The 23,753-nt window shown below is 60.8% G+C and carries 19 protein-coding genes; 8 read left to right on the top strand and 11 right to left on the bottom strand.

Going from position 1 to position 23,753, the window contains the following annotated elements:
• The first annotated feature begins 12 nt into the window (after positions 1-12).
• From RH950_RS09770 to RH950_RS09780, 3 genes are all read left to right on the top strand, one after another.
• Positions 13-639: a pseudaminic acid biosynthesis-associated methylase gene (locus tag RH950_RS09770; RefSeq protein WP_350056165.1), complete on the top strand. Its 627-nt coding sequence runs from the start codon at positions 13-15 to the stop codon at positions 637-639.
• A 339-nt stretch (positions 640-978) separates the two neighbouring features.
• Positions 979-1,776: a hypothetical protein gene (locus RH950_RS09775; protein ID WP_350056167.1), complete on the top strand. Its 798-nt coding sequence runs from the start codon at positions 979-981 to the stop codon at positions 1,774-1,776.
• Positions 1,766-2,569 (top strand): nucleotidyl transferase AbiEii/AbiGii toxin family protein, encoded by an 804-nt coding sequence (locus RH950_RS09780; RefSeq protein ID WP_350056169.1) that lies wholly within the window; start codon positions 1,766-1,768, stop codon positions 2,567-2,569. The genes RH950_RS09775 and RH950_RS09780 overlap by 11 nt, the downstream gene beginning before the upstream one ends.
• A gap of 95 nt (positions 2,570-2,664) precedes the next feature.
• On the opposite strand, the gene clpB is transcribed toward RH950_RS09780, so the two are convergent.
• Complete coding sequence (gene clpB / locus RH950_RS09785) at positions 2,665-5,283, bottom strand: ATP-dependent chaperone ClpB (protein ID WP_350056171.1); 2,619 nt, start codon at positions 5,281-5,283, stop codon at positions 2,665-2,667.
• 250 nt (positions 5,284-5,533) lie between these two features.
• Between clpB and RH950_RS09790 the strand changes: the two genes are divergently transcribed.
• Positions 5,534-6,295 carry an MOSC domain-containing protein gene (locus RH950_RS09790; protein WP_350056173.1) on the top strand — a complete coding sequence of 254 codons (762 nt, stop codon included), beginning with the start codon at positions 5,534-5,536 and terminating at the stop codon, positions 6,293-6,295.
• Positions 6,296-6,775: 480 nt separating this feature from the next.
• On the opposite strand, the gene RH950_RS09795 is transcribed toward RH950_RS09790, so the two are convergent.
• The 9 genes from RH950_RS09795 to RH950_RS09835 all read right to left on the bottom strand — a co-directional run bounded on the left by RH950_RS09795 (position 6,776) and on the right by RH950_RS09835 (position 18,837).
• Positions 6,776-7,549, bottom strand: coding sequence for a DUF4167 domain-containing protein (locus RH950_RS09795; protein WP_350056175.1), 774 nt, complete (start codon positions 7,547-7,549; stop codon positions 6,776-6,778).
• Positions 7,550-7,814: 265 nt separating this feature from the next.
• Positions 7,815-8,681 (bottom strand): peptide chain release factor N(5)-glutamine methyltransferase, encoded by an 867-nt coding sequence (gene prmC / locus RH950_RS09800; protein ID WP_350056177.1) that lies wholly within the window; start codon positions 8,679-8,681, stop codon positions 7,815-7,817.
• Complete coding sequence (gene prfA / locus RH950_RS09805) at positions 8,681-9,736, bottom strand: peptide chain release factor 1 (protein WP_350056179.1); 1,056 nt, start codon at positions 9,734-9,736, stop codon at positions 8,681-8,683. The genes prmC and prfA overlap by 1 nt, the downstream gene beginning before the upstream one ends.
• Positions 9,733-11,025, bottom strand: a complete 1,293-nt coding sequence (hemA, locus tag RH950_RS09810) for a glutamyl-tRNA reductase (RefSeq protein ID WP_350056181.1) — start codon at positions 11,023-11,025, stop codon at positions 9,733-9,735. The genes prfA and hemA overlap by 4 nt, the downstream gene beginning before the upstream one ends.
• An 11-nt stretch (positions 11,026-11,036) precedes the next feature.
• Entirely contained in the window at positions 11,037-12,281 is a 1,245-nt protein-coding gene (gene hisS, locus RH950_RS09815; RefSeq protein WP_350056183.1) for a histidine--tRNA ligase, read from the bottom strand.
• A gap of 126 nt (positions 12,282-12,407) precedes the next feature.
• Positions 12,408-13,556: a flavodoxin-dependent (E)-4-hydroxy-3-methylbut-2-enyl-diphosphate synthase gene (gene ispG, locus RH950_RS09820; protein ID WP_350056185.1), complete on the bottom strand. Its 1,149-nt coding sequence runs from the start codon at positions 13,554-13,556 to the stop codon at positions 12,408-12,410.
• Positions 13,557-13,668: 112 nt separating this feature from the next.
• Entirely contained in the window at positions 13,669-14,961 is a 1,293-nt protein-coding gene (locus RH950_RS09825) for a RodZ domain-containing protein (protein ID WP_350056187.1), read from the bottom strand.
• A 369-nt stretch (positions 14,962-15,330) separates the two neighbouring features.
• Positions 15,331-17,604, bottom strand: a complete 2,274-nt coding sequence (gene ptsP, locus RH950_RS09830; protein WP_350056189.1) for a phosphoenolpyruvate--protein phosphotransferase — start codon at positions 17,602-17,604, stop codon at positions 15,331-15,333.
• A 3-nt stretch (positions 17,605-17,607) separates the two neighbouring features.
• Positions 17,608-18,837: an aspartate kinase gene (locus tag RH950_RS09835; RefSeq protein WP_350056191.1), complete on the bottom strand. Its 1,230-nt coding sequence runs from the start codon at positions 18,835-18,837 to the stop codon at positions 17,608-17,610.
• A gap of 137 nt (positions 18,838-18,974) precedes the next feature.
• On the opposite strand from RH950_RS09835, the gene ubiG reads away from it, so the two are divergent.
• Positions 18,975-19,736, top strand: coding sequence for a bifunctional 2-polyprenyl-6-hydroxyphenol methylase/3-demethylubiquinol 3-O-methyltransferase UbiG (gene ubiG / locus RH950_RS09840; protein ID WP_350056193.1), 762 nt, complete (start codon positions 18,975-18,977; stop codon positions 19,734-19,736).
• Here the strand turns inward: ubiG and RH950_RS09845 are convergent, their stop codons facing one another.
• Complete coding sequence (locus RH950_RS09845; protein ID WP_350056195.1) at positions 19,737-20,186, bottom strand: DUF1178 family protein; 450 nt, start codon at positions 20,184-20,186, stop codon at positions 19,737-19,739.
• Positions 20,187-20,288: 102 nt separating this feature from the next.
• Here RH950_RS09845 and RH950_RS09850 point away from each other — a divergent pair, with 102 nt between their 5' ends.
• The 3 genes from RH950_RS09850 to RH950_RS09860 all read left to right on the top strand — a co-directional run bounded on the left by RH950_RS09850 (position 20,289) and on the right by RH950_RS09860 (position 23,748).
• Complete coding sequence (locus RH950_RS09850) at positions 20,289-22,421, top strand: aminotransferase (protein WP_350056197.1); 2,133 nt, start codon at positions 20,289-20,291, stop codon at positions 22,419-22,421.
• 155 nt (positions 22,422-22,576) lie between these two features.
• The gene (locus RH950_RS09855) at positions 22,577-22,978 is read left to right on the top strand and encodes an SAM-dependent methyltransferase (protein ID WP_350056199.1); all 402 of its coding nucleotides are present in this window, start codon (positions 22,577-22,579) and stop codon (positions 22,976-22,978) included.
• A 293-nt stretch (positions 22,979-23,271) separates the two neighbouring features.
• Entirely contained in the window at positions 23,272-23,748 is a 477-nt protein-coding gene (locus tag RH950_RS09860; protein ID WP_350056201.1) for a hypothetical protein, read from the top strand.
• Positions 23,749-23,753 lie beyond the last annotated feature (5 nt).

Here is a 23,753-nt window from a genome sequence, read left to right on the forward strand (position 1 = left end):
CGGAGTAACCCGATGACGGACAGCTATCGTACCGAGCAGGAAGCCTTCTGGGCCGGATCGTTCGGCAATGCCTATATCGACCGGAACCGGGACGCCGCCATCCTGGCCTCGCGCACGGCGATGTTCACCCGCATCCTGTCACGGGCCGGAACGGTGGGCTCGGTGGTCGAGTTCGGGGCGAATATTGGCCTCAACATGCTGGCCCTGCGCAGCCTGCTGCCGGACGCGAAACTCTCCGCCATCGAGATCAATCCGGAAGCGGTGAAGATCCTCGAGACGCAGGAGCGGCTGAACGTGCATCACGGCTCGATCCTGGAGCCGCAGGTGGAGACGCCGCACGATCTCTCCTTCACCTCCGGCGTGCTCATCCACATCAACCCTGACGCGCTGCCGAGCGTCTATGACAATCTCTACGCGGCGAGCGGGCGCTACATCGCGCTGTCGGAATATTACAACCCGGCCCCGGTCGCGATCCCCTACAGGGGGCACGACGACCGGCTGTTCAAACGGGATTTCGCCGGCGACCTGCTGGATCGGTTCCCGGACCTCAAGCTGGTCGATTACGGCTTCTGCTATCACAGGGACCCGAATTTCCCGGCGGACGACATGACCTGGTTCCTGCTGGAGAAGGGGGGATAGGAATTTGTGTATGTTTGGGCGCGCTTGTAGGTATTTTCGGTTAGGAAAACACAAAAAATACGCCAGCATCGTATATATCCTGTCCTGAGGACAGGATATATACGATGCTGTTAGAAAAGTCAATAAATAATTGTGCGAAGCTAATTTCTTGTTGCTTTTCAATTCCCCGCTCTGTATGTGTGTCCTGAGGACACACATACAGAGCGGGGATATAATATTATCATTCAGCATCGTGTCTTTCCTGCTCCGACAAGCCGACTCTCCCGTGCGGCGCGATTCCTTGCGGATGTAATTCATTTAGAGGCGCTCCCGGTCATTACTCCATATAGAATTGGTGTAATGATTTCAGATATTTATGCTCAAAATAAAGAGCGGAAACTATACTTGAGATCGACCCAAGCGGATCCTTCTGCATATGAAAGATTGCGTCGTAACTTGTTGGCAGCGCAGATCATTGCGCCTGATTATGACTATGATCGGCGGGCGTTCCGAGTTCTATCTCTTCAGGACCTGCCTGCTGAAGAGATAGTCTGTTTAATTGATCCGACCTGCCACATTTCGCATTTATCAGCTATGCAGCGTTGGGGGATAACCAATCGCCGTCCGAAGGCTCTGAGCATTACGAGACCGAATCGGCCAGCAGCAAAAAAAATTCTGAATCATATAGTTGAACGTGATTATGGTGATCAAGAACCGGTGGTTCCGATAACGATAGTCAGTCATCCGAAGCGAGTCAGAAAGCGCCCGTTGGTACTTCACGAAAGCACTAATCCTAGCGAGCGTATTAAAGTTCGTGGGACTCATGCATGTGTGTCGACGATGGGGCAAACTTTTTTGGAATCGCTTAAAGATCCGGATTTATGCGGTGGTATGCGTCACGTGCTCCGTGTTTGGGAGAGGCATGCGAGAGATTGGGTGCAAGAAATAATCAATAGAATTGATCAAGAAGATGTTTCTGGAATTGTTAAGTGTCGTGCCGGGTACATCTTAGAGGAAGTTTTGTCTGTAAAAAATAATGTTAAAATTGAATCTTGGATTTCATCGGCTCAAAGAGGTGGTAGTAGAAAATTGGATCCAAATGCTCCTTTTTTGCCAAGATTCTCAGAAAAGTGGATGATTTCTCTGAATGTTAAGTGAAGATAGCCCGCCAGTCGATATTGATGCGTGGGTCAATCAAGTAAAGGAAGACCCCGTCGCTTGGATGCAAAGACAGGCGACTCACATACTTTTAAACGCCATTTCTGTAGCAAGCCTTATAAGAGGTAAAATATTCCTCAAGGGAGGGATCCTTATGGGGGTGGCATATAACAGTCTACGCCAGACAACTGATGTAGATTTTTCAACAAACCTAAATGCGAGCGATGCAGTCGTTGATTTAATCGCAAATCAGTTGAGTGAAACACTTCCGCGTTCGGCCGCCCAACTCGGCTACGCTGACATTCTTGTCCGCCTGAGCAGCATTAAAAAATTACCACGGAAAAGTAGTTTTGAAAAAGACACTTACCCCGCTCTCAAAATAAAAATTGCTTACGCGCGGCGCGGATCTCCACAAGAGCGTGCCTCGAAGAGGTCAAATCCTCCAAATGTCGTTGAAGTCGATATTTCATTCAACGAACCATTGTCAGACATTCATGTCATTAAACTCACTGATGGAGAGTCGCTATATGTCTACGGCCTAATTGAGCTAATGGCTGAAAAATACCGTGCAATGTTTCAACAGGTTTCTCGTGATCGTATTAGAAGGCAGGATGTTTACGATCTAAATTTTTTAATTAAGGCGCACCCATACTTAGATGAGGATTTTAAGGTAAGACTCCTTGAAGTCTTTCAAGTTAAATGTCGATCTCGTGGTATTGATCCAGAAATCAAATTAATTGACGATCCAGAGGTCAGGAATAGATCTGGGGCAGATTGGGGCACATTCGCGTAAGAACTCGACGAAGTCCCCGATTTCAATGAGTGTTATCAGCGCGTTTCTGACTTCTACCACTCTCTCCCTTGGTAGGGAGAGAGTGGTTACATAACTTACTCCGCCGCCTCTATCCGGACTTCGGAGCTCGGCGCGGACGGTTTGCCGTTGATGATCAGCTTGCCGTCTTCCGCCGTCACCGTCACATGGCTGCCATCGAGGATGGAGCCTTCCAGGATCTGGTTGGCCAGCGGGTTCTGCAGCGAGCGCTGGATCACCCTTTTCAGCGGCCGGGCACCGTAGACCGGATCGTAGCCCGTATCGGCGAGCCAGCGCAGCGCCGCCTCGTCCAGGTCGATCGTGATCTTGCGGTCTTCCAGCAGCTTCCGCAGGTTGCCGAGCTGGATATCGACGATATGCGTCATGTTCGCCCGGTCGAGCCGTGAGAACAGCAGCACCTCGTCGAGCCGGTTCAGGAATTCCGGCCGGAACGCCCGGCGCACGACTTCCATCACCTGTTCGCGCACGGCATCGACCGACTCGCCCTCGCCCTGGGCCGCGAGGAACTCGGAGCCGAGGTTGGAGGTCAGGATGATCAGGGTGTTGCGGAAATCGACTGTCCGGCCCTGACCGTCCGTCAGACGGCCGTCGTCGAGCACCTGGAGCAGCACGTTGAAGACATCCGGGTGCGCCTTCTCGACCTCGTCGAACAGCACGACCTGATAGGGCCGGCGCCGCACGGCTTCGGTCAGCGCACCGCCTTCGTCATAGCCGACATAGCCCGGAGGCGCCCCGATCAGACGGCTGACCGAGTGCTTCTCCATGTATTCGGACATGTCGAGCCGGACCATGGCCTGCTCGTCGTCGAACAGGAACTCGGCAAGCGCCTTGGTCAGTTCCGTCTTGCCGACTCCGGTCGGGCCGAGGAACAGGAAGGAGCCGATCGGGCGATGCGGGTCCTGCAATCCGGCACGGGCCCGGCGCACGGCGTTGGAGACCGCGGCAATGGCCTCGTCCTGGCCGATCACCCGTGCATGCAGGTTTGCCTCCATCTGCAGCAGCTTCTCGCGCTCGCCTTCCAGCATCTTGTCGACCGGAATCCCGGTCCAGCGGGAGACGACGGAAGCAATGTCGCGATCCGTCACCTCTTCCATGACCATCTTCTCGGCGGACGCGTTTTCGGCCTGGCCGATGGTGGCTTCCAGATCCGGAATCACGCCGTACATCAGCTCGCCGGCTTTCTCGAAATTGCCCTGCCGTTTGGCGTTCTCGAGTTCGACACGGGCCTTGTCCAGCTTCTCCTGCATTTTCTGGACGCCGACCACGACTTCCTTCTCGGACTGCCAGCGGTCGGTCAGCTCCGAAGAGGTTTTCTCAAGCGCCGCCAGCTCGCCCTCGAGTTTCGAGAGGCGATCCTTGGAGGCCTTGTCCGCTTCCTTCTTCAGGGCTTCCTGCTCGATCTTGAGCTGGATGATCTTGCGGTCGAGCTCGTCGATCTTCTCCGGCTTGGAATCCACTTCCATGCGCCGGCGCGATGCCGCCTCGTCCATCAGGTCGATGGCCTTGTCGGGCAGGAACCGGTCGGTGATGTAGCGGTTGGAGAGGTTCGCCGCCGAGACCAGTGCCGAATCGGTGATCCGCACACCGTGGTGCAGTTCGTATTTCTCTTTCAGGCCGCGCAGGATCGAGACCGTGTCGATCACGGTCGGTTCCGCCACGAAGACCGGCTGGAACCGGCGGGCCAGCGCCGCGTCCTTTTCGATATGTTTGCGGTACTCTTCCAGCGTGGTGGCGCCGACGCAGTGCAGCTCGCCGCGGGCAAGGGCCGGTTTCAGCATGTTGGAGGCGTCCATCGCGCCTTCCGCGGCACCGGCACCGACCAGCGTGTGCAATTCGTCGATAAAGAGAACGATGTCGCCTTCGGCGTGGGAGACTTCCTGAAGCACGGCTTTAAGCCGCTCCTCGAACTCGCCGCGGAACTTGGCGCCGGCAATCAGCGCACCGAGGTCGAGCGTCAGCAACCGCTTCTGCTTCAGCGGTTCCGGCACATCGCCATTGACGATGCGCAGTGCCAGACCTTCGATGATCGCGGTCTTGCCGACGCCGGGCTCGCCGATCAGCACAGGGTTGTTCTTGGTCCGGCGCGACAGCACCTGGATGGTCCGGCGGATTTCCTCGTCCCGGCCGATCACCGGATCGAGCTTGCCGTCGCGGGCCGCCTCGGTCATGTCCTGGGTGTATTTGTCGAGCGCTTCGTAGGCATTCTCGGCCGTGGCGCTGTCTGCCTTGCGGCCCTTGCGCACGTCATTGATGGTCTGGTTCAGGGCCTGCGCCGTCAGACCTGCATCCTTCAGGATGCGGGCCGCGGCCGTGACTTCCGCCATGGTGATGGCGAGCAGCAGCCGCTCCACCGTGATGAAGCTGTCGCCGGCCTTTTCGGAGATTTCATGCGCCTGGGTGAGCAGGCGGGCGGTTTCCGGTGCCAGGTAAACCTGTCCGGCGCCACTGCCTTCGACCGTCGGCAGCTTGCCGAGTTCGGTCTCAAGGGCAAGGCGGGCCGCTTTCGTATCACCGCCCGACGCGTCGATAAGTTTGGCGCACATGCCTTCCTTATCGTCGAGCAGGACTTTCAGCAGATGTTCCGGGGTCAGGCGCTGGTGGCCGGCGCCGGTTGCATAGGTCTGGGCCGATTGTATGAAGCCGCGCAGACGCTCCGAGAGTTTTTCGAAATCCAACGGTTGTCTCCTTCGTACCGCAAGGTTGCCGATACAGCGCCACGTGCCCCAATATGGCGGCACGCAGGCCTTTTCCGGAACGCACGGTCGATCATCACAGCATCGCCGATTGCGTTCCGTCTTGAAAGGCTCCTGGACCCGCGTGTGGCATCCGGAACCCGCATACCAGATATGGGGAGCACCGCCGCCGCCGCAAGAGGTGGTAAAGCGAGTTGACAGTCTTTCGAAGCCATTTATTGTGCGGTGCACTATGGGAAAAATCAGCCAGATTTACAGATTTCCGGTCAAGGGTATGACCGGGGAATCTTTGGAGAGCGTTCCGCTGGAAGCGGGGCGCATGCTCCCGAATGACCGTCGTTTCGGAATTCTGCACGGCGCGTCGGCGCGTCGGGCGGAGGCCGGGGACCGGGATTGGAAGGCGAAAGCCAATTTCCTGCAGCTTGCCCAGGCCGAGAAGCTCGCTCAACTGGAAGCGCGTTTCGATGGTTCGAGCGAGATCCTGCAGATCTGGCGCAAGGGACGGAACGTCGCCAGCGGCAAGCTCACCGACGTCAATGGGCGCACGGTCCTGGAGCAGTTCTTCGCCGCTTTCATGGCGAAGGAGAGCCGGGGGCAGCCGCGCATTGTCGAAAGCGGAGATCAGCCCTATTCCGATGTGAAGGTCCCGTTTGTCTCCATCATCAATCTGGAGAGTGTCCGCGATCTCGAGCGGGTGGTCGGCCGGTCGGTCGATCCGCTGCGGTTCCGGGGCAATCTCCTGATCGAGGGGGTGCCCGCCTGGGAAGAATTCACCTGGGTCGGAAAGACGGTGAAAATCGGTGAGGCCGAGATCCGCGTTGCCGAACGGATCGGCCGCTGTCCGGCGACCAATGTCGATCCGGTGACGGCTGAGCGCGATCTGACGATCCCGCGTGATCTGCAGAACGGGTTCGGCCATACCGATTGCGGCATCTATGTCGAGATCACGTCCGGCGGCACCATCGGCGTCGGGGACGACATCAGCATTCTCTAGGACGGACCGGCCGGGAGAGCGGCACATTGTGGCGGCGGACGACTTGATCCTGCGGAGTTTGACCATCGAGGATGCGGTCACTCGTCGTGGATGAGCGGGCGCGGGGCAGCGGGGCCGGGCGCAGGCTCATGGCCGAGGCTGAGTAGTTGGCGCGGCAGCTGGGCTGTTCGACCGTGACATTGTCATCGAACGAACGCCGGTCCGGAGCTCATGCCTTTTACGAACGCATCGGCTATCAGCGTTCTTCGCGCTCATATTCCTTTTCAAAGAAATTCTAGCGGCGGGACATGGGCCGCCCGGGCGCGTCAGCATTCTCGCGAGCTTGCCGGGTGGCGTATCCAGCTTCATGGACTTGCAAGACCGCGCTGGTGGGGGGCGTTGATCCGGACGGATGAGCCGGGCCCCGCCAGGCGGTTGTTTGAGCAAAAAAAACCGGTCACCATTTCTGACGACCGGTTTTTCATGAAGATGATTGAGAGCTCAGTCCTCGCCGGCCAGCGGCAGGGCAGGCTCGGTCTGCTCCACAACCTTGCGCGGACGACCGCGGCGGCGGACCGGCTTTGCTTCCGGCTCTTCGCTGGACGCGGATTTTTCCGCCGATTCAGTTTTCGCTGCCCCGGCTTCGCTTGCCCCGAGCATGGCCCGGAGCGCGGCGTCGTTGTCTTCTGCCGAAGTGGCGGCGACAGCGCCTTCAGCCTGCGGAGCAGTTCCATTGCGACGGCGGCGCGGCTGACGCGGCGGACGATCCTGCTGTGGTTGAGGTGACTCTGTCTGAGTCTGCTCGGCAGTCTCGGCGTCCTGCCGGCGCTCGCTCCGCGTCTTGCGGGACGGAGCGTCGTCGTCGGACGGTGTCGTTTGGGAAGTGGCGGGCGGGGCTGAGTAGCCGTCGCTCGGTCCATAATAACCGGTTTCGGAATCGTTACCGCCGCGCGACGGTTGATCCTGATTCTGATTATTTTCCTGCTGGGAATTATTCCGGCGTGCCTCGTTCTCTTCGTTATAGGCACTGTAGATGCGGAAATAGTGATCCGCATGCTGGAATAGGCTCTCAGCATGAACCCGGTCGCCGGCGGTCGAGGCATCGCGCGCAAGTGTCAGGTATTTCTCATACACCTGATGCGCATTGCCGCGGATCCGGACATCGGGACCGTTGCTGTCGAAGGTTTGGTTTCTGTTGGGGGCATTCGGACGGCGGTTGTTATTGTTATTACCGCCGCGGCCTCGCCCACGCTTCTGATGCGGACCCTGTCTCATGGTCGATTACTTTGCCGTTTTTAAAGGGTGCCACAGTATGGCCCCGTGCCAAAACACCGATCCACACTGCGTGTGTGATCGAATCATCCGGAGCATTCGGCCGAGCGTCGCCCAAGCCAATGCTGTTCGTCTCATAACCAGGATGGTTTCCTGCAACAGAACGCCCCCTCCGGCATCTATTGCATGTCACGGAGAGTACTGGTTTGAGCGCGGTATTCCAAGTTTTAATTCCCGCTTTGCAGCACTGGACGGCGGCGGCGGCTGATTAATTCCGGCGCACCAGAAGGCATCGATCAATGCCGGCCAGGTCTTTTCTGAATTCGCGCGCGACGAGACCCGCTGTTTCCATGATGCGGGCAATATCAGGCCCCTGACCTTCTCCAAATTCGAGCAGCGCGAGACCATCTTCCGTGAGCAGGGAATGCAGGAAATCCGCAATGTTACGGTAGGCGGACAGCCCGTCGGGTCCGCCATCAAGCGCTGCCATCGGATCGTGAAGTCTTACTTCCGGTTGCAGCGATTCGATCTCCTGCGTGGGAATATATGGTGGGTTTGAAAGCACTATATCGAACAGCCCTGTCACGTCATCGGCCCATCGGGAACGGATCATTCGTGCGCGCGGGGAAAGACATAGTTTCTCTGCATTTTGACGCGCGGTATCGACGCAATCTGCATCGATATCGACACCGACGCCTTCAGCATTCGGGAATTCGGAAAGCGCCGCCAGCAGGAGGCAGCCGGTTCCGGTACCGAGATCGAGGATGCGATAGGCCCGGTTGCGGTCCAGGCGCAATTCCAGAAGCGCGTCGATCAAGGTCTCGCTATCGGGGCGCGGATCGAGCGTGGCCGGTGAGAGGGAGAATTCCAGACTCCAGAATTCGCGGTTGCCAAGAATGCGGGAGACAGGCTCCCCGCCGATCCGCCGGGCCAGCAATGCGGCATAGGCGATCTGATCCTCTGTCGAAACCGGATCATCCTCCCGGCCATGCAGGCGGCCATCGGTGCCGAGGGCATGTGCCAGCAGCAGCCGGGCGTCGAGCCGCGGGTTGTCGTTTCCCTCCGCGGCCAGACGCTGCGTCGCATCCCGCAGCAGAGCGCCCACAGGCGCCGCGCCAGTCTGGTCCGGCGTCATCAGTTCATCGTGGCGAGGCGGGCGGCCTCGTCTTCGGCTGTCAGGGCGTCGACCAGCTCGTCCAGGGCTTCCCCGGCGATGACCTTGTCGATCTTGTACAGGGTGAGGTTGATGCGGTGGTCGGACACCCGGCCCTGCGGGAAGTTATAGGTCCGGATGCGTTCCGAACGATCACCGCTGCCGATCTGGTCCTTTCGGTCGGCCGCCCGTTCACTGGCAAGACGCTGGCGCTCATGATCGTAGAGACGGGCACGCAGGATCTTCATCGCCTTGGCCCGGTTCTTGTGCTGAGACTTCTCGTCCTGCTGGGAAACCACGATGCCTGACGGAACATGTGTGATGCGCACCGCGCTTTCCGTTGTGTTGACGTGCTGGCCGCCGGCGCCGCTGGCCCGGAACACATCGACCCGGAGATCCTTGTCCTCGATGTCGAGATCGACATCCTCGGCTTCCGGCAGCACCGCGACGGTGGCGGCGGAGGTGTGGATGCGGCCGCCCGATTCCGTCACTGGCACCCGCTGCACCCGGTGCACGCCGGACTCGAACTTGAGACGGGCAAAGACCGAACGGCCGGTAATCTCGGCCGTGGCTTCCTTGTAGCCGCCGATATCATTCTCCGAGATTTCCATGACCTCGAACTTCCAGCCTTTCAGGGCTGCGTAGCGTTGGTACATGCCGAACAGATCTGCAGCGAACAGCGCGGCTTCGTCTCCTCCGGTGCCCGCCCGGACTTCGAGAATGGCGTTTTTCTCGTCCGCTTCGTCCTTCGGCAGCAACAGGATCTGGACCTCGTGCTCAAGCTCCGGCAGCGCTTTTTCCAGCCGCTGTATTTCCTCACCGGCCATGTCCGCCATGTCCGGGTCTTCCAGCAGCCCGCGAGTGTCGGTCAACTCCCGGCGCATGTCGTTCAGCTCCGTCACCTTCTGGGCAATGGGCGCGAGTTCCGAGAGTTCTTTCGAAAGCCTGGCAATGTCCGAGCTGTCACCGGAGGCCAATATGGCTTCCAGTTCCTTGTGACGGGCCAGCACGCGTTCCAGATTTGCCTGCAAGCTCACTGGTCTTCTCCTTGTTCTTGGTCGAGACCGAACAGTTCCTCCAGCGTGGAGAGTGTCCGGTCGTCCAGATTGTCCGTTGCCGCCAGGCGCCGGAGATGTTCCGACGGGCCGTGCATGATGCGCTTCAGCAACAAGCGGGTCGCGTCTTCGGCGGAAAGATTCCGCTGCTCCGCATGCAGGGTGTCGCGCATGGCTTCGAGATGAGCCCGCAGCCGCGCGATCGAGGGGGCGGCGATGCGTCCGCTCTGGTCCGAGAGGAACCGGGCGACGGCGGCATCGACCAACTCGCGGGCCGCCTCCGCTTCGGCACGCCGGGCATTCTTTCCTTCGGTGGCCGATCGCTCCAGATCTTCCAGATCGAACAGGAATGCCTCGTCAATCCTGTTGACCGCCGGATCGATATCGCAGGGAACCGACAGATCGACCAGGAAGATCGGCCGGTAGCGGCGCTTCGCCAGCGTCCGCGTGATCATCTCTTCAGTCAGCAGGGGGCGGCCTTCTCCGACGGCGGCGATGACGATATCGGCATCGACGAGCGCATCCGCAAGTGTGTCCATGGTGCCGTGGTGCGCCCCGATGGATCTGGCCGTTGCCTCGGCTCGGCGGGCAATGCGGTCAAGCACCGTGACCGGTGTGCCGTGGCTGTTGAGAAGCTGTTCCGCCAGGATGAGGCCGAGCTCGCCTGAGCCGAGCAGCACCGCACGGGTTCGCTCCAGTGCGCCATGCACGTCGCGTGCGACGGAGAGCGCGGCGGCGGCGATGGAGACCGGCCCCTCTGCGATACGGGTCTCCCGGCGCGCCTGGCGGGCGGCTTCAAAGGCTGCGCTCATCGTGGCGTCGAGCAGTGGGCCCGAGGATTTCAGGTTGCGCGCGAGCCGGTGGCCCGCCCGCATCTGGCCGAGGATCTGCGGCTCGCCGATGACCTGGCTGTCGAGGGAAGCGGCGACACGGAACAGATGGCTCACCGCGTCCCCGCCAACATGGCGGTACAGCAGCGGCTCCAGCAGTGCCGGATCGAGACCGACGGGAGCGCAAAGGATCTTCGCGATGATGCTGCGGGCTTCTTCCGGGTTCGGGAAGATACCGGCGACTTCCACCCGGTCACAGGTCGAGAGCGGCATGGCTTCCTCGACACCGAAGACCCGGAGCGAGCGAAGGACGACCGGCAGCTCCTCGTCAGCGACGAAAAGCTGCTCACGGATCGCGTCGGGACAGGTCCGGTGGTTGACGCCGACGACGGCGAAGCGGTGCAGATCCTGAAAAAGCGGGGAAGCGGAGCGGTCCGCCAACGCGCGCCTCGCTAGGCCTCGGCGCCGAGATGGTCCCCGATCTTGCCCAGCGCGACTTCGACCTGCGTGCCTGTATCCAGGTCGCGGATCGTCGCTACGCCCTTTTCGAGTTCCGTCTCGCCGATGATGACGGCGTGGCTGGCATTGAGTTTGTTGGCCCGTTTCATGCGCTTTCCGAGATTGCCCGAATAGCCCATTTCGACAGAGCGGCCCGCCTTTCGCAAGTCGTGCGCGAGCTTGATTGCCGCGATGGTTGCGTCCGCGCCGACCGGGATCAGGGAAAGCGGCCGTGCCGGAGCGGCAGGCGCCTCGATCATCATGGCGATCCGCTCGATCCCGGCTGCCCAGCCGACACCCGGTGTGGAGGGGCCGCCCATGGTCTCGATCAACCCGTCATAGCGTCCGCCGGCCATCACGGTGCCCTGGGCGCCGAGCCGGTCGGTGACGAACTCGTAGGCGGTGTGGCAATAGTAGTCGAGGCCGCGCACCAGCCGGTCATTCTGCTGATAGGGAATGCCGACTGCATCCAGCCCGGCCTTGACCGTGCCGTAGAAATCTTCGGAAGCCGCATTGAGGTAGTCGCCGAACGAGGGAGCGCCCGCGACGATCTTGCGATCGCCCTCATCCTTGCTGTCGAGGATGCGCAGGGGGTTTGCGTCCAGCCGCCGGAGGCTGTCCTCGGAGAGCCCGTCCTTGTGGCCCATCAGATACTCGACCAGCGCGCCGCGATAGGCCTGGCGGCTTTCGGTGTCGCCGAGGGTGTTCAGCTGCAGAACGATGCCGTCGAAAATGCCGAGCGCGTCGAGAATATCGGCGCCGACCGTGATCACCTCGACATCCGCCTGCGGTGTCGGCACGCCGATCAGCTCGATGCCGATCTGGTGAAACTGACGCTGGCGGCCTTTCTGCGGGCGCTCATAGCGGAACATTGGGCCCTGATAGAACAGCTTCAGCGGGAGGTCCTGGGTCAGGCCGCCGGAAATGAAGGCGCGCGCCACGCCCGCCGTCCCTTCCGGGCGCAGGGTGATGCTTTCATCGCCCCGGTCGGTGAAGCTGTACATTTCTTTCGAAACCACATCCGAGGTCTCGCCCAGGGTGCGGGCGAAGACTTCGGTGAACTCGAAGATCGGTGTCTGAATTTCGCTGAAACCATAGCGGCTCGCCGTTTCGAGGGCCGTCTCGATAACATGGCGATGCCGCCGCGCGTCCTCACCGAGGAGGTCGTGGGTGCCGCGAACGGGCTGCAACTTGGCCATGATTGAGGTCCTTTCAAACGTCCCCGAAACCGACAGAATGCCGGGGAGGCTCGGTTTATGCCGCGTTTCCGTCCCGGATTCAAACGGATGCGGTGAATTTGCGTTGGTTGGAAATTCCGGAGGGTGTCAGGAAGCCGCCGGAGAAATGGCCTGCGCCGGGCTTTCGTCCGCTTCGGCCAGCTCCTTCTCGATCTCCGCCGCCTTTTCCTCGACGAGAGAGACCAGATGGTCGACGACATTGTCGTCCTTCAGGCGGTGGTGCGGCATTCCGGCGATATAGACCTGGTGAGTTCCCTTGCCGCCGCCGGTGAAACCGATATCGGTCTCGCGCGCTTCGCCCGGCCCGTTCACGACGCAGCCGATTACCGAGAGCGTCATAGGCGTGGTGATATGGGCGAGCCGTTGTTCCAGAACCTCGACGGTCTTGATGACGTCGAACTGCTGGCGGGCGCAGGACGGGCAGGAAATAACGTTCACGCCGCGGTGGCGCAGGTTGAGCGACTTCAGGATGTCGAAGCCGACCTTCACCTCGTCCACCGGATCTGAGGAGAGCGAGACCCGAATGGTGTCGCCGATACCGCTCCAGAGCAGCATGCCCATGCCAATGGAGGATTTGACGGAGCCGATGCGGAAACCGCCAGCCTCCGTGATGCCCAGATGCAATGGGTAATCGCAGGCGTCAGCCAGTCCCTGATAGGCGGCGACCGCAAGGAAGATGTCGGAAGCTTTCACGCTGACTTTCGTCTCGTAGAAGTCGTTGTCTTCCAGTATGCGGATGTGATCGAGCGCGGATTCGACCATCGCTTCGGGGCAGGGCTCGCCGTATTTTTCCAGCAGATGCTTTTCCAGGCTGCCGGCATTGACGCCGATCCGGATGGAGCAGCCGTGATCCTTGGCGGCTTTCACGACTTCGCGGACGCGTTCGGCACTGCCGATATTGCCCGGATTGATCCGCAGGCAGGCAGCCCCCGCCTCGGCGGCTTCGATGGCGCGCTTATAGTGGAAATGGATATCCGCGACGATCGGTACCGGACTGGCCTTGCAGATTTCCGGCATTGCCGCCGTCGAGGCTTCGTCCGGGCAGGAGACGCGCACGATGTCGGCGCCGGCATCGGCGCAGGCCTGGATCTGGGCGATGGTCGCCCTGGCATCCGATGTCAGGGTGTTCGTCATGGTCTGCACCGTGATCGGTGCGTCGCCGCCCACCAGCACATTGCCGACGGAGATCTGGCGGGATTTACGTCTGAAGATGTCGCGGTAGGGCCGCACGCTCATGGGATCGATCCGCTCGCTGTCCTCGCCAATGCGAGATGGCGTTTCCGCTCTTATAGTGCAAGCAGGTACTACGGGTAAACGATGCCTTCGTGACGATCGCCGTTTGCCCGTGTCAGTCGGTGACCGTGTGGGTCAGCAGGCTCTCGTCCAGAGGGATGTTCCGGGCAATCTTGCCGAACGGGCCGAGGCTCGGCGCTTCTGCACCATTGACGGAAATTTTCAGGGCGCCGGCATTCCCGGTGAACAGTTTTAACCCGGACCGGACCGGCACCTCATATCGCTCGCCTTTGCGCAGGATGCGTGTCAGCAATGGCGTGGCTTCCTTGCTGCGAACCTGGACCCAACTGTCGTCCGTGGCGCTGATTACGATAATCGGGCCGGTATGCGATACGGCTGATACGGGTTTCGGCTTGCTGTCGATCGCGGCGGCTTCTGCTTCCGCGCCGGACCGACCGGTCGATGCAGATGCCTCGCGGGGCATCTCGGGGATGTCCGGAATTGCTGTCGCTTCAGAGCCGGTGTCCGATGCCGGTGCACTGGCAACCTGCTCCGGTTCCGCTGCCGCCGGAGCTTTCGGCGCGGGAACGGGCACCACTGCGCCGCTGGCGCTGGTCGAGATTGGCGACGCTGCCGGCGCTTCCGGGATCGGCTCTTCAATCGCCACAGTTTCCGTGCTGGGTCCAGCATCAGGCGTGGGATTATCTGTCGATGTCGGCACCAGATCTTCCGGCGCTGCTGTCACGGGTTCCGTAGTCGCCGCTGTTGCGATCACGTCAGCCGGCGGCGGACTCACCACCGGGGTGACCGGTGCGGGCCGCACGCTCTCCGGCGTCGGCGCTATTGGCGCGTCGGTGGCTGCTGTCTGAACAGGCTTCGATGCCTTATTGCCGGTCGATGACGTTTCGCCGGCAGAAGGAATTGGCGTCTCCGCATTCTGCGCGACCTGTTCGCTCGCAATCGCCGCGTTGCCTGCCGGTGCGGTGGAGCCGATTGCGGGTTCTTCCAGCAGGAAGGCCAGTCGGTCCGGCACGGTCGGCGTCAGGTCGGAGACCATGGTTCCCGATGTTGAGAAATAATACCAGCCGCCATAGCTCAGCGCTGCCAGCAGAACGCCAACGAACACCAGGGCGCCTCCGGGAACTTTCCCTTCGGGCGCGGGAGACGGGAACGAAAGCTGCGTCGGTTCCTGCAACTTCTTGGCTTCGGTCTTGAAGTCAAGAATCAGCGCCTCCGGATCGAGGTCGAGAAGCCGGGCGTAGCTGCGAACGTATCCGATCGCGTAGGTCAGGCCGGGAAGACGGTCGAAATCACCGGTCTCAAGAGCTTCCAGGTAGCTCCTCTGAATACGGAGCTGATCCGCAATATCACGCAGGGAAAAGTTCTGTTCGGTTCGGTGGCGGCGCAAAGTTTCGCCGACCGCTGATCCGGGGTTCGCTTGCGGAGAGGAAGAATGTTCGAATGGCGCGGACAGCTTTATGCCGGAGGCCGTTTTTGGCGACGCTGTATTATTGACCGCCCTCACTTTGGGCGGGCTGTCCACAGCACTTGACAACGCGGCATCTTCGATATGCCGAAGTCTCAACTTTGCTTTTGCGCTCATATCATCCACGACCTTATTGCCCGCGAATATTACGTCGTCCTAACCCCAAAATTTCTGCAGTCATTATTCCGAAAAAAACAAACTGCGGCACCATGGAGTAATCAGGCTCAGTTCCAAGTTAGAATAAATTCTCCAATGAATCAATGATCTATTCGGATTTTTCGATCCGATGACTCACGCAGGTATCTGATGGTCTTGCGCGAACGCTCTCAGATGCTGAACGAGAGAGCCTTCTTTTGATTCCAATAAATTAGACATCAATATTTGCAAATCACTGTAACTAAATGATCTTATTGTTTCTTTCACGGGGCCGATCGACGCTGCCGCCATGGACAGTTTCTCGTATCCGATTCCGACAAGTGCCATTGCGCCGATCCGCGATCCAGCCATCTCACCACATAGAGTCAATGGCTTACCGTGACTTTTACAAGTATTGGATATATCTCTGAGCAGTTTCAGGAACGGCACGGAGACGGCGTCATACCGATTGGTCACGCGTTGGTCGCCACGGTCGGCAGCGAAGAAGAACTGCTGTAAATCATTGCTACCCACAGAAAGAAAATCGACCCGGCGCAAGATCTCAGGAAGTTGCCATGCAAGTGACGGGACTTCGAGCATGCTTCCGAGGCGCAATTCTGACGGTAACGCGGCCCCCAGTCGAGCGGCCCGGTCGAGTTCCCGATCAAGAATGGAGCGTGCGACGTCGAATTCGGCGACCGTAGCGACCATCGGAAACATCAGGTCGACCGGTTCACCGTCCGCCGCGCGCAGGATTGCCCGGATCTGGTTGCGCAACAGGCTTGGGTGATCGACCGATATCCGGATCGATCGCCAACCGAGTGCCGGATTGTCGCCTGGGCTGTGATCGAAGGCCTGGATATGCTTGTCGCCGCCCGCATCCAGCGTGCGGAAGGTCACGGGGCGGCCACCGGCCGCGTCCAGGACCCGGCGGTAGACTTCGGTCTGCTGCGCCACGTCTGGAATATCCCGGCGCACCATGAACGGGATTTCGGTCCGGTAGAGGCCTATTCCCTGAGCGCCGGTGGCATCCAGCTGCTGCAGGTCGAACATCAGCCCGACATTGAGCAGGAGACTTATATCGACGCCGTCCAGGGTCCGGGCCGGCTGGTCGCGAAAGGCCTGATAGCGGGCCTTGGTCTCTGCCCGGGCCCGCAGGCCGGCATGGAAATATTCCCGCACATCTTCGGTCGGCCGCAGCAGGATCTGGCTGTTGTCGGCGTCGATGATCAGGTGATCGCGAGGGTTGACCTCGCTCAGCAGGCCCGGAATGTTGCCGAGGACCGGAATATCCAGCGCCCGGGCGACGATGGCGACATGTGCGGTCGCCGAGCCTTCCTCAAGGACGAGGCCGGCAAGGTTCTTGCGGTCATAGTCGAGCAGCTCCGCAGGCCCCATGGAGCGGGCGACGACGATATAGGGCTGGTCGTCGTCGAGCGTTCCGGCTGTATCGCCATTCTCCTCACCGTCCGCAAGCTGGGCGAGCAACCGGTTTGTAAGATCGTCGAAATCAGCGAGGCGCTCGCGCAGATAGGGATTCTGGACCGACCCGAGGCGGGCCCGCATGTCGGCGCGGGAGCGTTGAACGGCGGCTTCCGCGGTCAGCCCATTGTCGATCGCGTCGTTCATCCGGGTCAGCCAGCCGCGGTCATGGGCGATCATGCGAAAGGTTTCGAGCACGTCGCGATGCTCGCCGGCTTCGGCGAGGTCGGGCGCCGAAAGCAGTGTATCGATGCGGGAGCGGACGCCCTGCATGGCGCTGTCCAGCCGATCCTTTTCGATCGCCGGGTTGTCGGCAACAACCCGGCGGATCGCGGTGCTCGGTTTGTGGAAATGTGCAGCGCCGATGCCGACGCCGGGGGCGACGGCCTGACCGGCAAGGCGGACGGGGGCGTCGTGCTTGTTGTCCTGCCCGTCGAGAACGCCGTTCGCGAGCAGCTCCGCCAGCACCATGGCAAAGGTTTCGAGCGTTTCGATCTCTTCGTCGGAATATTGCCGGCGGGAGCGGTTCTGCACCACCAGCACGCCGAGAACCCGGTCGGCGCGCATCACCGGCACGCCGGCGAGGGACTGGTAGATCTCTTCACCGGTTTCCGGGAAATAGGCGAATTTGGGGTGAGACTGCGCGTCCGACAGGGCAAGCGACTGGGCACGGGCGGCAATATCGCCGACCAGGCCCTCGCCGAAATGCATCAGCGTGCGGTGGACCGCGTCCTTGTTCAGGCCCTCGGTGGCACAGAGCTCCAGCAGGTTGTCGGCGCGGCGGACATAGATCGAGCAGACCTCGGCCACCATGTCCGCGCCGATGATCGAAGTGATGCTGTCGAGACGTTCCTGCGGTGCGCGCGTATCCGCCATCACATCGCGCAATCTGCGCAACATGGTGCGGGAGTTGCGGCCGAAGCCGTGTTGCCCGACCGCCGCTGTCATGCCTCAGCCCGCCGGCGGCCCGTCGAGGCCGTATGCGGTGTGCAGGGCCCGCACGGCGAGCTCGGTATATTCGGCGGCGATCAGAACGCTGACCTTGATCTCCGAGGTCGAGATGACCTGGATGTTGATCCCCTTGTCGGCCAGGGTGCGGAACATGGTCTTCGCCACGCCCGGCTGCGAGCGCATGCCGACACCGACGACCGAGACCTTGGCGACATTCGGGTCCGCGTTGATTTCCTTGAAGCCGAGTTCGTCGTGCAGCTTTTCCAGCACCTGGCGGGCGCGTGCGAGATCGGTTTTGCCGACGGTGAAGGTCATGTCGGTGGTGTTGCCGTCCTCGGTCACGTTCTGGACGATCATGTCCACATTCACGGCCGCATCGGCGAGGCTGCCGAAGATCGATCCGGCAACGCCGGGCCTGTCTGGCACATGGCGCACGGTGACCTTGGCTTCTTCCGGGCTGTAGGCAATGCCGCTGACGATTTGCTGTTCCACGATCTCATCCTCATCACAGACCAGGGTGCCGGGAGCGTCGATAAAGCTGGACAGCACCTGGAGCCTGACATTGTGCTGCATGGCCAGCGCCACCGAGCGCGTCTGCAGCACCTTGGCCCCTTGCGAGGCCAGTTCCAACATTTCTTCGTAGGTGATCTTGTCGATTTTGCGGGCGGCGGGCACGATCCGTGGATCCGTGGTGTAGACGCCGTCGACATCGGTGTAGATGTCGCACCGGTCCGCATTCAGCGCCGCTGCCAGCGCCACCGCCGAGGTGTCCGAGCCGCCGCGGCCGAGCGTGGTGATGCGGTTGTCCGGTCCGACGCCCTGAAAGCCGGCCAGAATGGCAACCTGATCCTGCTCGAACCGTTTGATGATCTCGTCCGTGTCGATGCCCTCGATCCGGGCATTGCTGTGCACGCCGTCGGTGCGGAACGGCAATTGCCATCCGAGCCAGGACCGGGCGTTGATGCCGAGATTCTGCAGCGCCATCGCCAGCAATCCGCTGGTGACCTGCTCGCCGGTTGCGACAATGGTGTCGTATTCCCGCGCGTCGTGCAGCACGCTCATCTCGCGTGCCCAGCCGACAAGCTGGTTTGTGACACCTGCCATGGCCGAGACGACGACGGCCACTTCGTTGCCGGCGTCGACCTCTTTCTTGACTCGGAGCGCCACATTTCTGATGCGCTCAATGTCGGCGACAGATGTGCCGCCGAACTTTTGCACGATACGCGCCATTTCGTTCCGCTTTTCAGGAGTGTATCCCCAATGCCCGAAACCGGAACGCAAGCGTTCCTAATGGACCCGGGCGGGGCTATACATAACGGCACGTCGCTGTCCGGGCAAGGCCGGGCTCGGTGTTGAATGGAGCGCCCATGAATCAGAAGAACACAGCAGCAAGTACGGCGGATCCGGAGGATGTCGCACGGTTCTCCGCGGTAGCGGCGGAATGGTGGGACATGCAGGGGCCTTTCGCGCCGTTGCACAAGTTCACACCGGTCCGTCTCGCTTTGATTCGGGAGTGGCTGGGCGATCATTTTGCGCTTTCCGAAACGGACGTGCGGCCGTTCGATGGCCTGAAATTTCTCGATATCGGCTGCGGCGGCGGCCTGATCTCGGAACCGCTGACCCGGATGGGCGCGGCGGTGACCGGCATCGACGCGGATCCCTTGACCATCGGCACGGCGCGGCTGCATGCCGGGCAAACAGGTCTCGAAATCGATTACCGGGCCTGTCTGGCGGAAGATCTTGCCGCCGAAATGCCCGGGGCTTTCGATGTCGTGATCGCTTCCGAAGTGATCGAGCACGTGGCTGATCCGGCGCTTTTTGCATCCTCGCTCGCCAAGCTGGTTCGCCCCGGCGGCGCGGTCTTCGTGACCACTCTCAACCGGACCATGAGGTCTCTGCTGTTCGGAAAGCTTGCGGCCGAATATGTGCTGCGCTGGGTGCCGGCGGGCACGCATGACTGGCGGCAGTTTCTGACACCGGAAGAGCTGCGCGCGCTGTTGACGGAAGCTGGATTGGCCATGGCGGAGAAGACCGGGATCCGGTTCGATCCACTGGGCGATTCCTTTGAGCGGTCTTCGGATCTCGCAATCAATTACGCCATGCTGGCGGTCCGTCCGGAAAGTGCCTGATCAGGCGTCGCTTTTCGGCAGCCAGGGGATGGCTGAGAAACCGATACCTTCTTCCCGCAGGGCTTCGGCTTCGGTGGAACTGGTTTCACCGTAAATGCCGTGCGGGTCGGTCTCGCCGTAGTGGATCTTCCGGGCCTCTTCGGCAAAATCCTTGCCGACATAGTCGAAATTGCGTTCGACCTCGGAACGAAGTGCGGCGAGCTTCTGGCGCAGCTCAATCATTTCCGGCGGGGTTTCGTTAATCGCCGCGACTGTTCGCGGTGGCGTGTCGTCGCCCTTCTTCTTGGAAGAGGAGACGTTTGGCGTCATCAGGGCCTTGGTGATCGAGGACGAGCCGCAGTCAGGGCATGTCAGCAAACCGGCGCTCGCCTGAGTGTCATAGGCAGCACTGTCGCGAAACCATGCGTCGAAACTATGATCCTTGTCGCAATGCAATCTGTATTTGATCATCCAACTGACCCAATGTCGTTCTGTCAGCTATCGGATAGCATGGTGTGGAAATAGTGTAATAATTGCGAATTAGCCAGTGTGTTGTTGCGCGGGGGACTGAGTGTGAGTGATCCGGAGGGCAAGACCCTGGGGCAGCGGGACGCCGCCCATCACCTGCATCCTTTCACCGATAACCGGGGACTTGCCGAGGCGGGTGGGCCGACGGTGATGGATCGGGGCGAGGGCTGCTATCTCTGGGATGATCAGGGCCATCGCTATCTCGATGCACTTGCCGGCCTGTGGTGCGTGAATGTCGGTTATGGCCGCAAGGAACTGGCCGATATTGCGGCCCGACAGATGCAGCGGCTGGCCTATTACAACACCTTCTTCAACACCACGACCGCGCCGACGGCGGAATTGGCCGAGACGCTGGCAGCGCTGATGCCGGGTCATCTCAACACCGCCTTTTTCGCGAATTCCGGCTCCGAGGTCTGCGACAGTGCGATCCGTTTGGGGCGCTATTACTGGCAGCTTGCCGGCAAGCCATCCAAGCGTATCGTGATTGGCCGGGAAGAGGGCTATCACGGCTCCACACTGGCGACGCTGAGAGCCAGTGGCATCGGCGCCATGCACGAGCAGGGCGGTGCCGGACTGCCGGACTTTGCGCATATCGATGCACCCTACAAATTCCGCCATGGTCCGAACCTGTCGGAAGCTGCTTTCGCCGAGCAAGCCGCGCATGCGCTTGAAATCAAGATCGCGGAACTCGGTGCCGAGAACGTCGCGCTATTCATTTGCGAGCCGATCCAGGGCGCCGGCGGCCTGATCTTCCCGCCGGAAGGGTATCTGAAGAAAGTTCAGGCGATTTGCCAGCGTCATGATGTGCTCTTCGTTCTGGACGAGGTGATCAGCGCTTTCGGCCGGCTCGGGGCCTGGTCGGCGGCGGAACTGTTCGGCCTGAGTCCGGATTTCATCACCCTGGCGAAAGGACTTTCCTCGGGCTACCAGCCGATTTCCGCCCTGATGATTTCGGACCCGATCGCGGAGAGACTGCGGGATGCCGATGGCGGACTGGCCCACGGCTTTACATATTCCGGACATCCGGTCGCGGCCGCCGTGGCTCTGGAAAACCTGAACATCCTGAAGCGGGAAAAGCTGGTCGAGCGGGTTGCGCAGGATATCGGCCCCTATTTCCGGAATGCGCTTGCCCGTCTTTCGGATCATCCTCTGGTCGGAGAAGTGCGCTGTCTCGGCCTGCTGGGGGCGGTGGAGCTGATTCAGGACAAGGCCCGTCATATCCTGTTCGATCCGCCCGGCGTGGTCGCCGCGGTCTGCCGCGAGAACATGCGGGCGCGCGGCATCATCCTGCGCGCGGTGCGGGACACCCTTCTGATCGCACCGCCCTTCGTGGTGACGCATGATCAGGTCGACGACATCGTGGATACCCTGGAAGCAGCCCTGAACGACATCAGCAAAGAGCTCGGAATCATCGCCGAGGAGAAGAAAGTCGCCGACGTCGTCGACCATACGGAAAAACCGCTCGCCGGGAAGGTGGCGCTTGTGACCGGCGCTTCCCGCGGCATCGGTGCAGAAGTTGCGCGAACCTTCGCGCGCGCCGGAGCGGCCGTTTTTCTGGTTGCGCGTGATGCCGCAGCGCTGTCAGCCCGGCAGGGCGAAATCGAGGTCGAGGGAGGTGCTGCGGTGTCCGTTCCGGCCGACCTGAGCCGCCCGGAAGGAATGGCGATGGTGCTTGAGGCCATCGAGAGCAGCGGCGGACGGCTTGACGTGCTTGTTCTCAATGCCGGATCGCTCGGGAGCCTTATGCCCCTGCCGGATACCGAAGACGCAACCTGGGACGCGGTGATCGATCTCAATCTCAACGCCGCCCATCGTTTGCTGATGGCACTGCACCCGATGCTGGCCGCGTCCGATGCTGGCCGGTGCGTTTTTGTGACCTCTGGCGCCGCCCGCGGCGCCCATGCGGACTGGAGCGCCTATGCCGCCAGCAAGGCGGGGCTGGAAGCCATGATGCGTGTCTATGCAGCAGAAAACCGGAAATTCGGCATCCGGGCCAATGCCGTCGATCCGGGGGCGATGCGCACGGATATGCGGGCGACGGCCTTTCCGAATGAGGACCCACGATCTGTGACCCCGGTCGAGGCGGCCGGGCCGGTTTTTCTGCGACTCGCGGTTCCGGATTGTGTGTTTTCCGGCGCGGTCATCCCCATCATTGACGCGGCCGGGGGGGCGGAATGAGCGAGGCACGGGCTGAAACCGGTCCGGTCCGGGCTGTATCGGACTGGGTGAAGCGGTTCGCGACGATGGTGCCGAAAGAGGCGGTTGTTCTTGACGTCGCTTGCGGCGGGGGACGCCATGGCCGGTTTTTCCGCGCTCGTGGAAATCCGGTGGTTATGCTGGATCGGAATATTGCGCCGGTTGCCGATATGGCAGCCGATCCCAGGGTCGAGCTTGTCGCATTCGATCTCGAATCCGGACGGCCCTGGCCGCTTGCCGGCCGCCGGTTCGGCTGTGTCGTCGTGACGAACTATCTGCACCGGCCGATCGTGCGGGATATTGTGGCGGCCGTCGAACCGGGCGGTATGCTGATTTACGAAACCTTCGCGACGGGTAATGAAGCATTCGGCAAGCCACGGAATCCGGACTTTTTGCTACACCGCGAAGAACTTCTGATTTTGTGTCGGCCTGAACTCAGGGTTGTCGCTTTCGAAGACCTTACAGTAGAAATCCCCCGTCCGGCCTGTGTGCAGAGGGTTGCGGCTGTGCGAACCCGTAGCGGAACGGATGATAGCTAAAGTTGTCGCCATTGCCCGGGGTCGGATGTATTTGAAAAGCCATGATTGAAAAACACACGACTGCCTGACGGAACGTTGCGGAGGCTGGTCTTGTCACATACGCTCTGGTGCTACGTCGTAGCAGCGTAAGCGTTTGAATTCGCGCTGGTGGAGCAAGGCGATGCCGGGGCCGGGGAGCGACCGGAGCCGGAGCGAAAGGAACTAAGGGGCTGGCTTGGAATAGGGCCGGGCAATGAAAAACCATTGTCGACCGTCCATAGCCACGGCGCATGGCAACGCCGAGGGAGAAGATTATGATTGTGGATTTTCAATTGGACCGGCGGCTTGCGCACGCGGAGCCTTTGTCCCCGGTCTTGCGGGATCTGAAAGTCTATTGGGATTTTTCCCGTGCGCAGTTGGTACTCCCCCTGTCGGAAAACCTGTTTCTCTCCGATCTTGTGGATGAAATGCCCCATGTCCTACTCGCCTATGGGGAAAATGCCAGATTTCAGATCGAGTTCGCAGGCGAGGCCGCGGCGGGTCTTCTCGGCGGGGAGCCAATTGGCGCGACAACCGAGCCCGGCGAAGGTCTGCCTGACGAACTCACGCGCTGCATTCTGACGGCGGCGCAGTGCCACGAGCCGGCATCGGGTTCCGCCGATGGAATGCAGTTCCTCTGCCTGCCTTTCAGCGGCGACTTCGACGAGGTCGATGTTGTGCTTATCGGACTGGTCTGCGTGGCCAGCATGGAAATCCGTGCCGGGGGGACGGTGATCTCACTCGGGCGCTAACGCGC

The organism is Nisaea sp., assembly GCF_040217065.1.
Taxonomy (GTDB): Bacteria; Pseudomonadota; Alphaproteobacteria; order Thalassobaculales; family Thalassobaculaceae; genus Nisaea.

Excerpts from the sequence above, each read along its gene's own strand:
- RH950_RS09770 (WP_350056165.1), top strand. The coding sequence starts at position 13 with ATGACGGACAGCTATCGTACCGAGCAGGAAGCCTTCTGGGCCGGATCG.
- RH950_RS09775 (WP_350056167.1), top strand. The coding sequence starts at position 979 with ATGATTTCAGATATTTATGCTCAAAATAAAGAGCGGAAACTATACTTG.
- RH950_RS09780 (WP_350056169.1), top strand. The coding sequence starts at position 1,766 with ATGTTAAGTGAAGATAGCCCGCCAGTCGATATTGATGCGTGGGTCAAT.
- RH950_RS09790 (WP_350056173.1), top strand. The coding sequence starts at position 5,534 with ATGGGAAAAATCAGCCAGATTTACAGATTTCCGGTCAAGGGTATGACC.
- RH950_RS09795 (WP_350056175.1), bottom strand. The coding sequence starts at position 7,549 with ATGAGACAGGGTCCGCATCAGAAGCGTGGGCGAGGCCGCGGCGGTAAT.
- prmC (WP_350056177.1), bottom strand. The coding sequence starts at position 8,681 with ATGACGCCGGACCAGACTGGCGCGGCGCCTGTGGGCGCTCTGCTGCGG.
- hisS (WP_350056183.1), bottom strand. The coding sequence starts at position 12,281 with ATGGCCAAGTTGCAGCCCGTTCGCGGCACCCACGACCTCCTCGGTGAG.
- ispG (WP_350056185.1), bottom strand. The coding sequence starts at position 13,556 with ATGAGCGTGCGGCCCTACCGCGACATCTTCAGACGTAAATCCCGCCAG.
- ptsP (WP_350056189.1), bottom strand. The coding sequence starts at position 17,604 with ATGACAGCGGCGGTCGGGCAACACGGCTTCGGCCGCAACTCCCGCACC.
- RH950_RS09835 (WP_350056191.1), bottom strand. The coding sequence starts at position 18,837 with ATGGCGCGTATCGTGCAAAAGTTCGGCGGCACATCTGTCGCCGACATT.
- ubiG (WP_350056193.1), top strand. The coding sequence starts at position 18,975 with ATGAATCAGAAGAACACAGCAGCAAGTACGGCGGATCCGGAGGATGTC.
- RH950_RS09845 (WP_350056195.1), bottom strand. The coding sequence starts at position 20,186 with ATGATCAAATACAGATTGCATTGCGACAAGGATCATAGTTTCGACGCA.
- RH950_RS09855 (WP_350056199.1), top strand. The coding sequence starts at position 22,577 with ATGCTGGATCGGAATATTGCGCCGGTTGCCGATATGGCAGCCGATCCC.
- RH950_RS09860 (WP_350056201.1), top strand. The coding sequence starts at position 23,272 with ATGATTGTGGATTTTCAATTGGACCGGCGGCTTGCGCACGCGGAGCCT.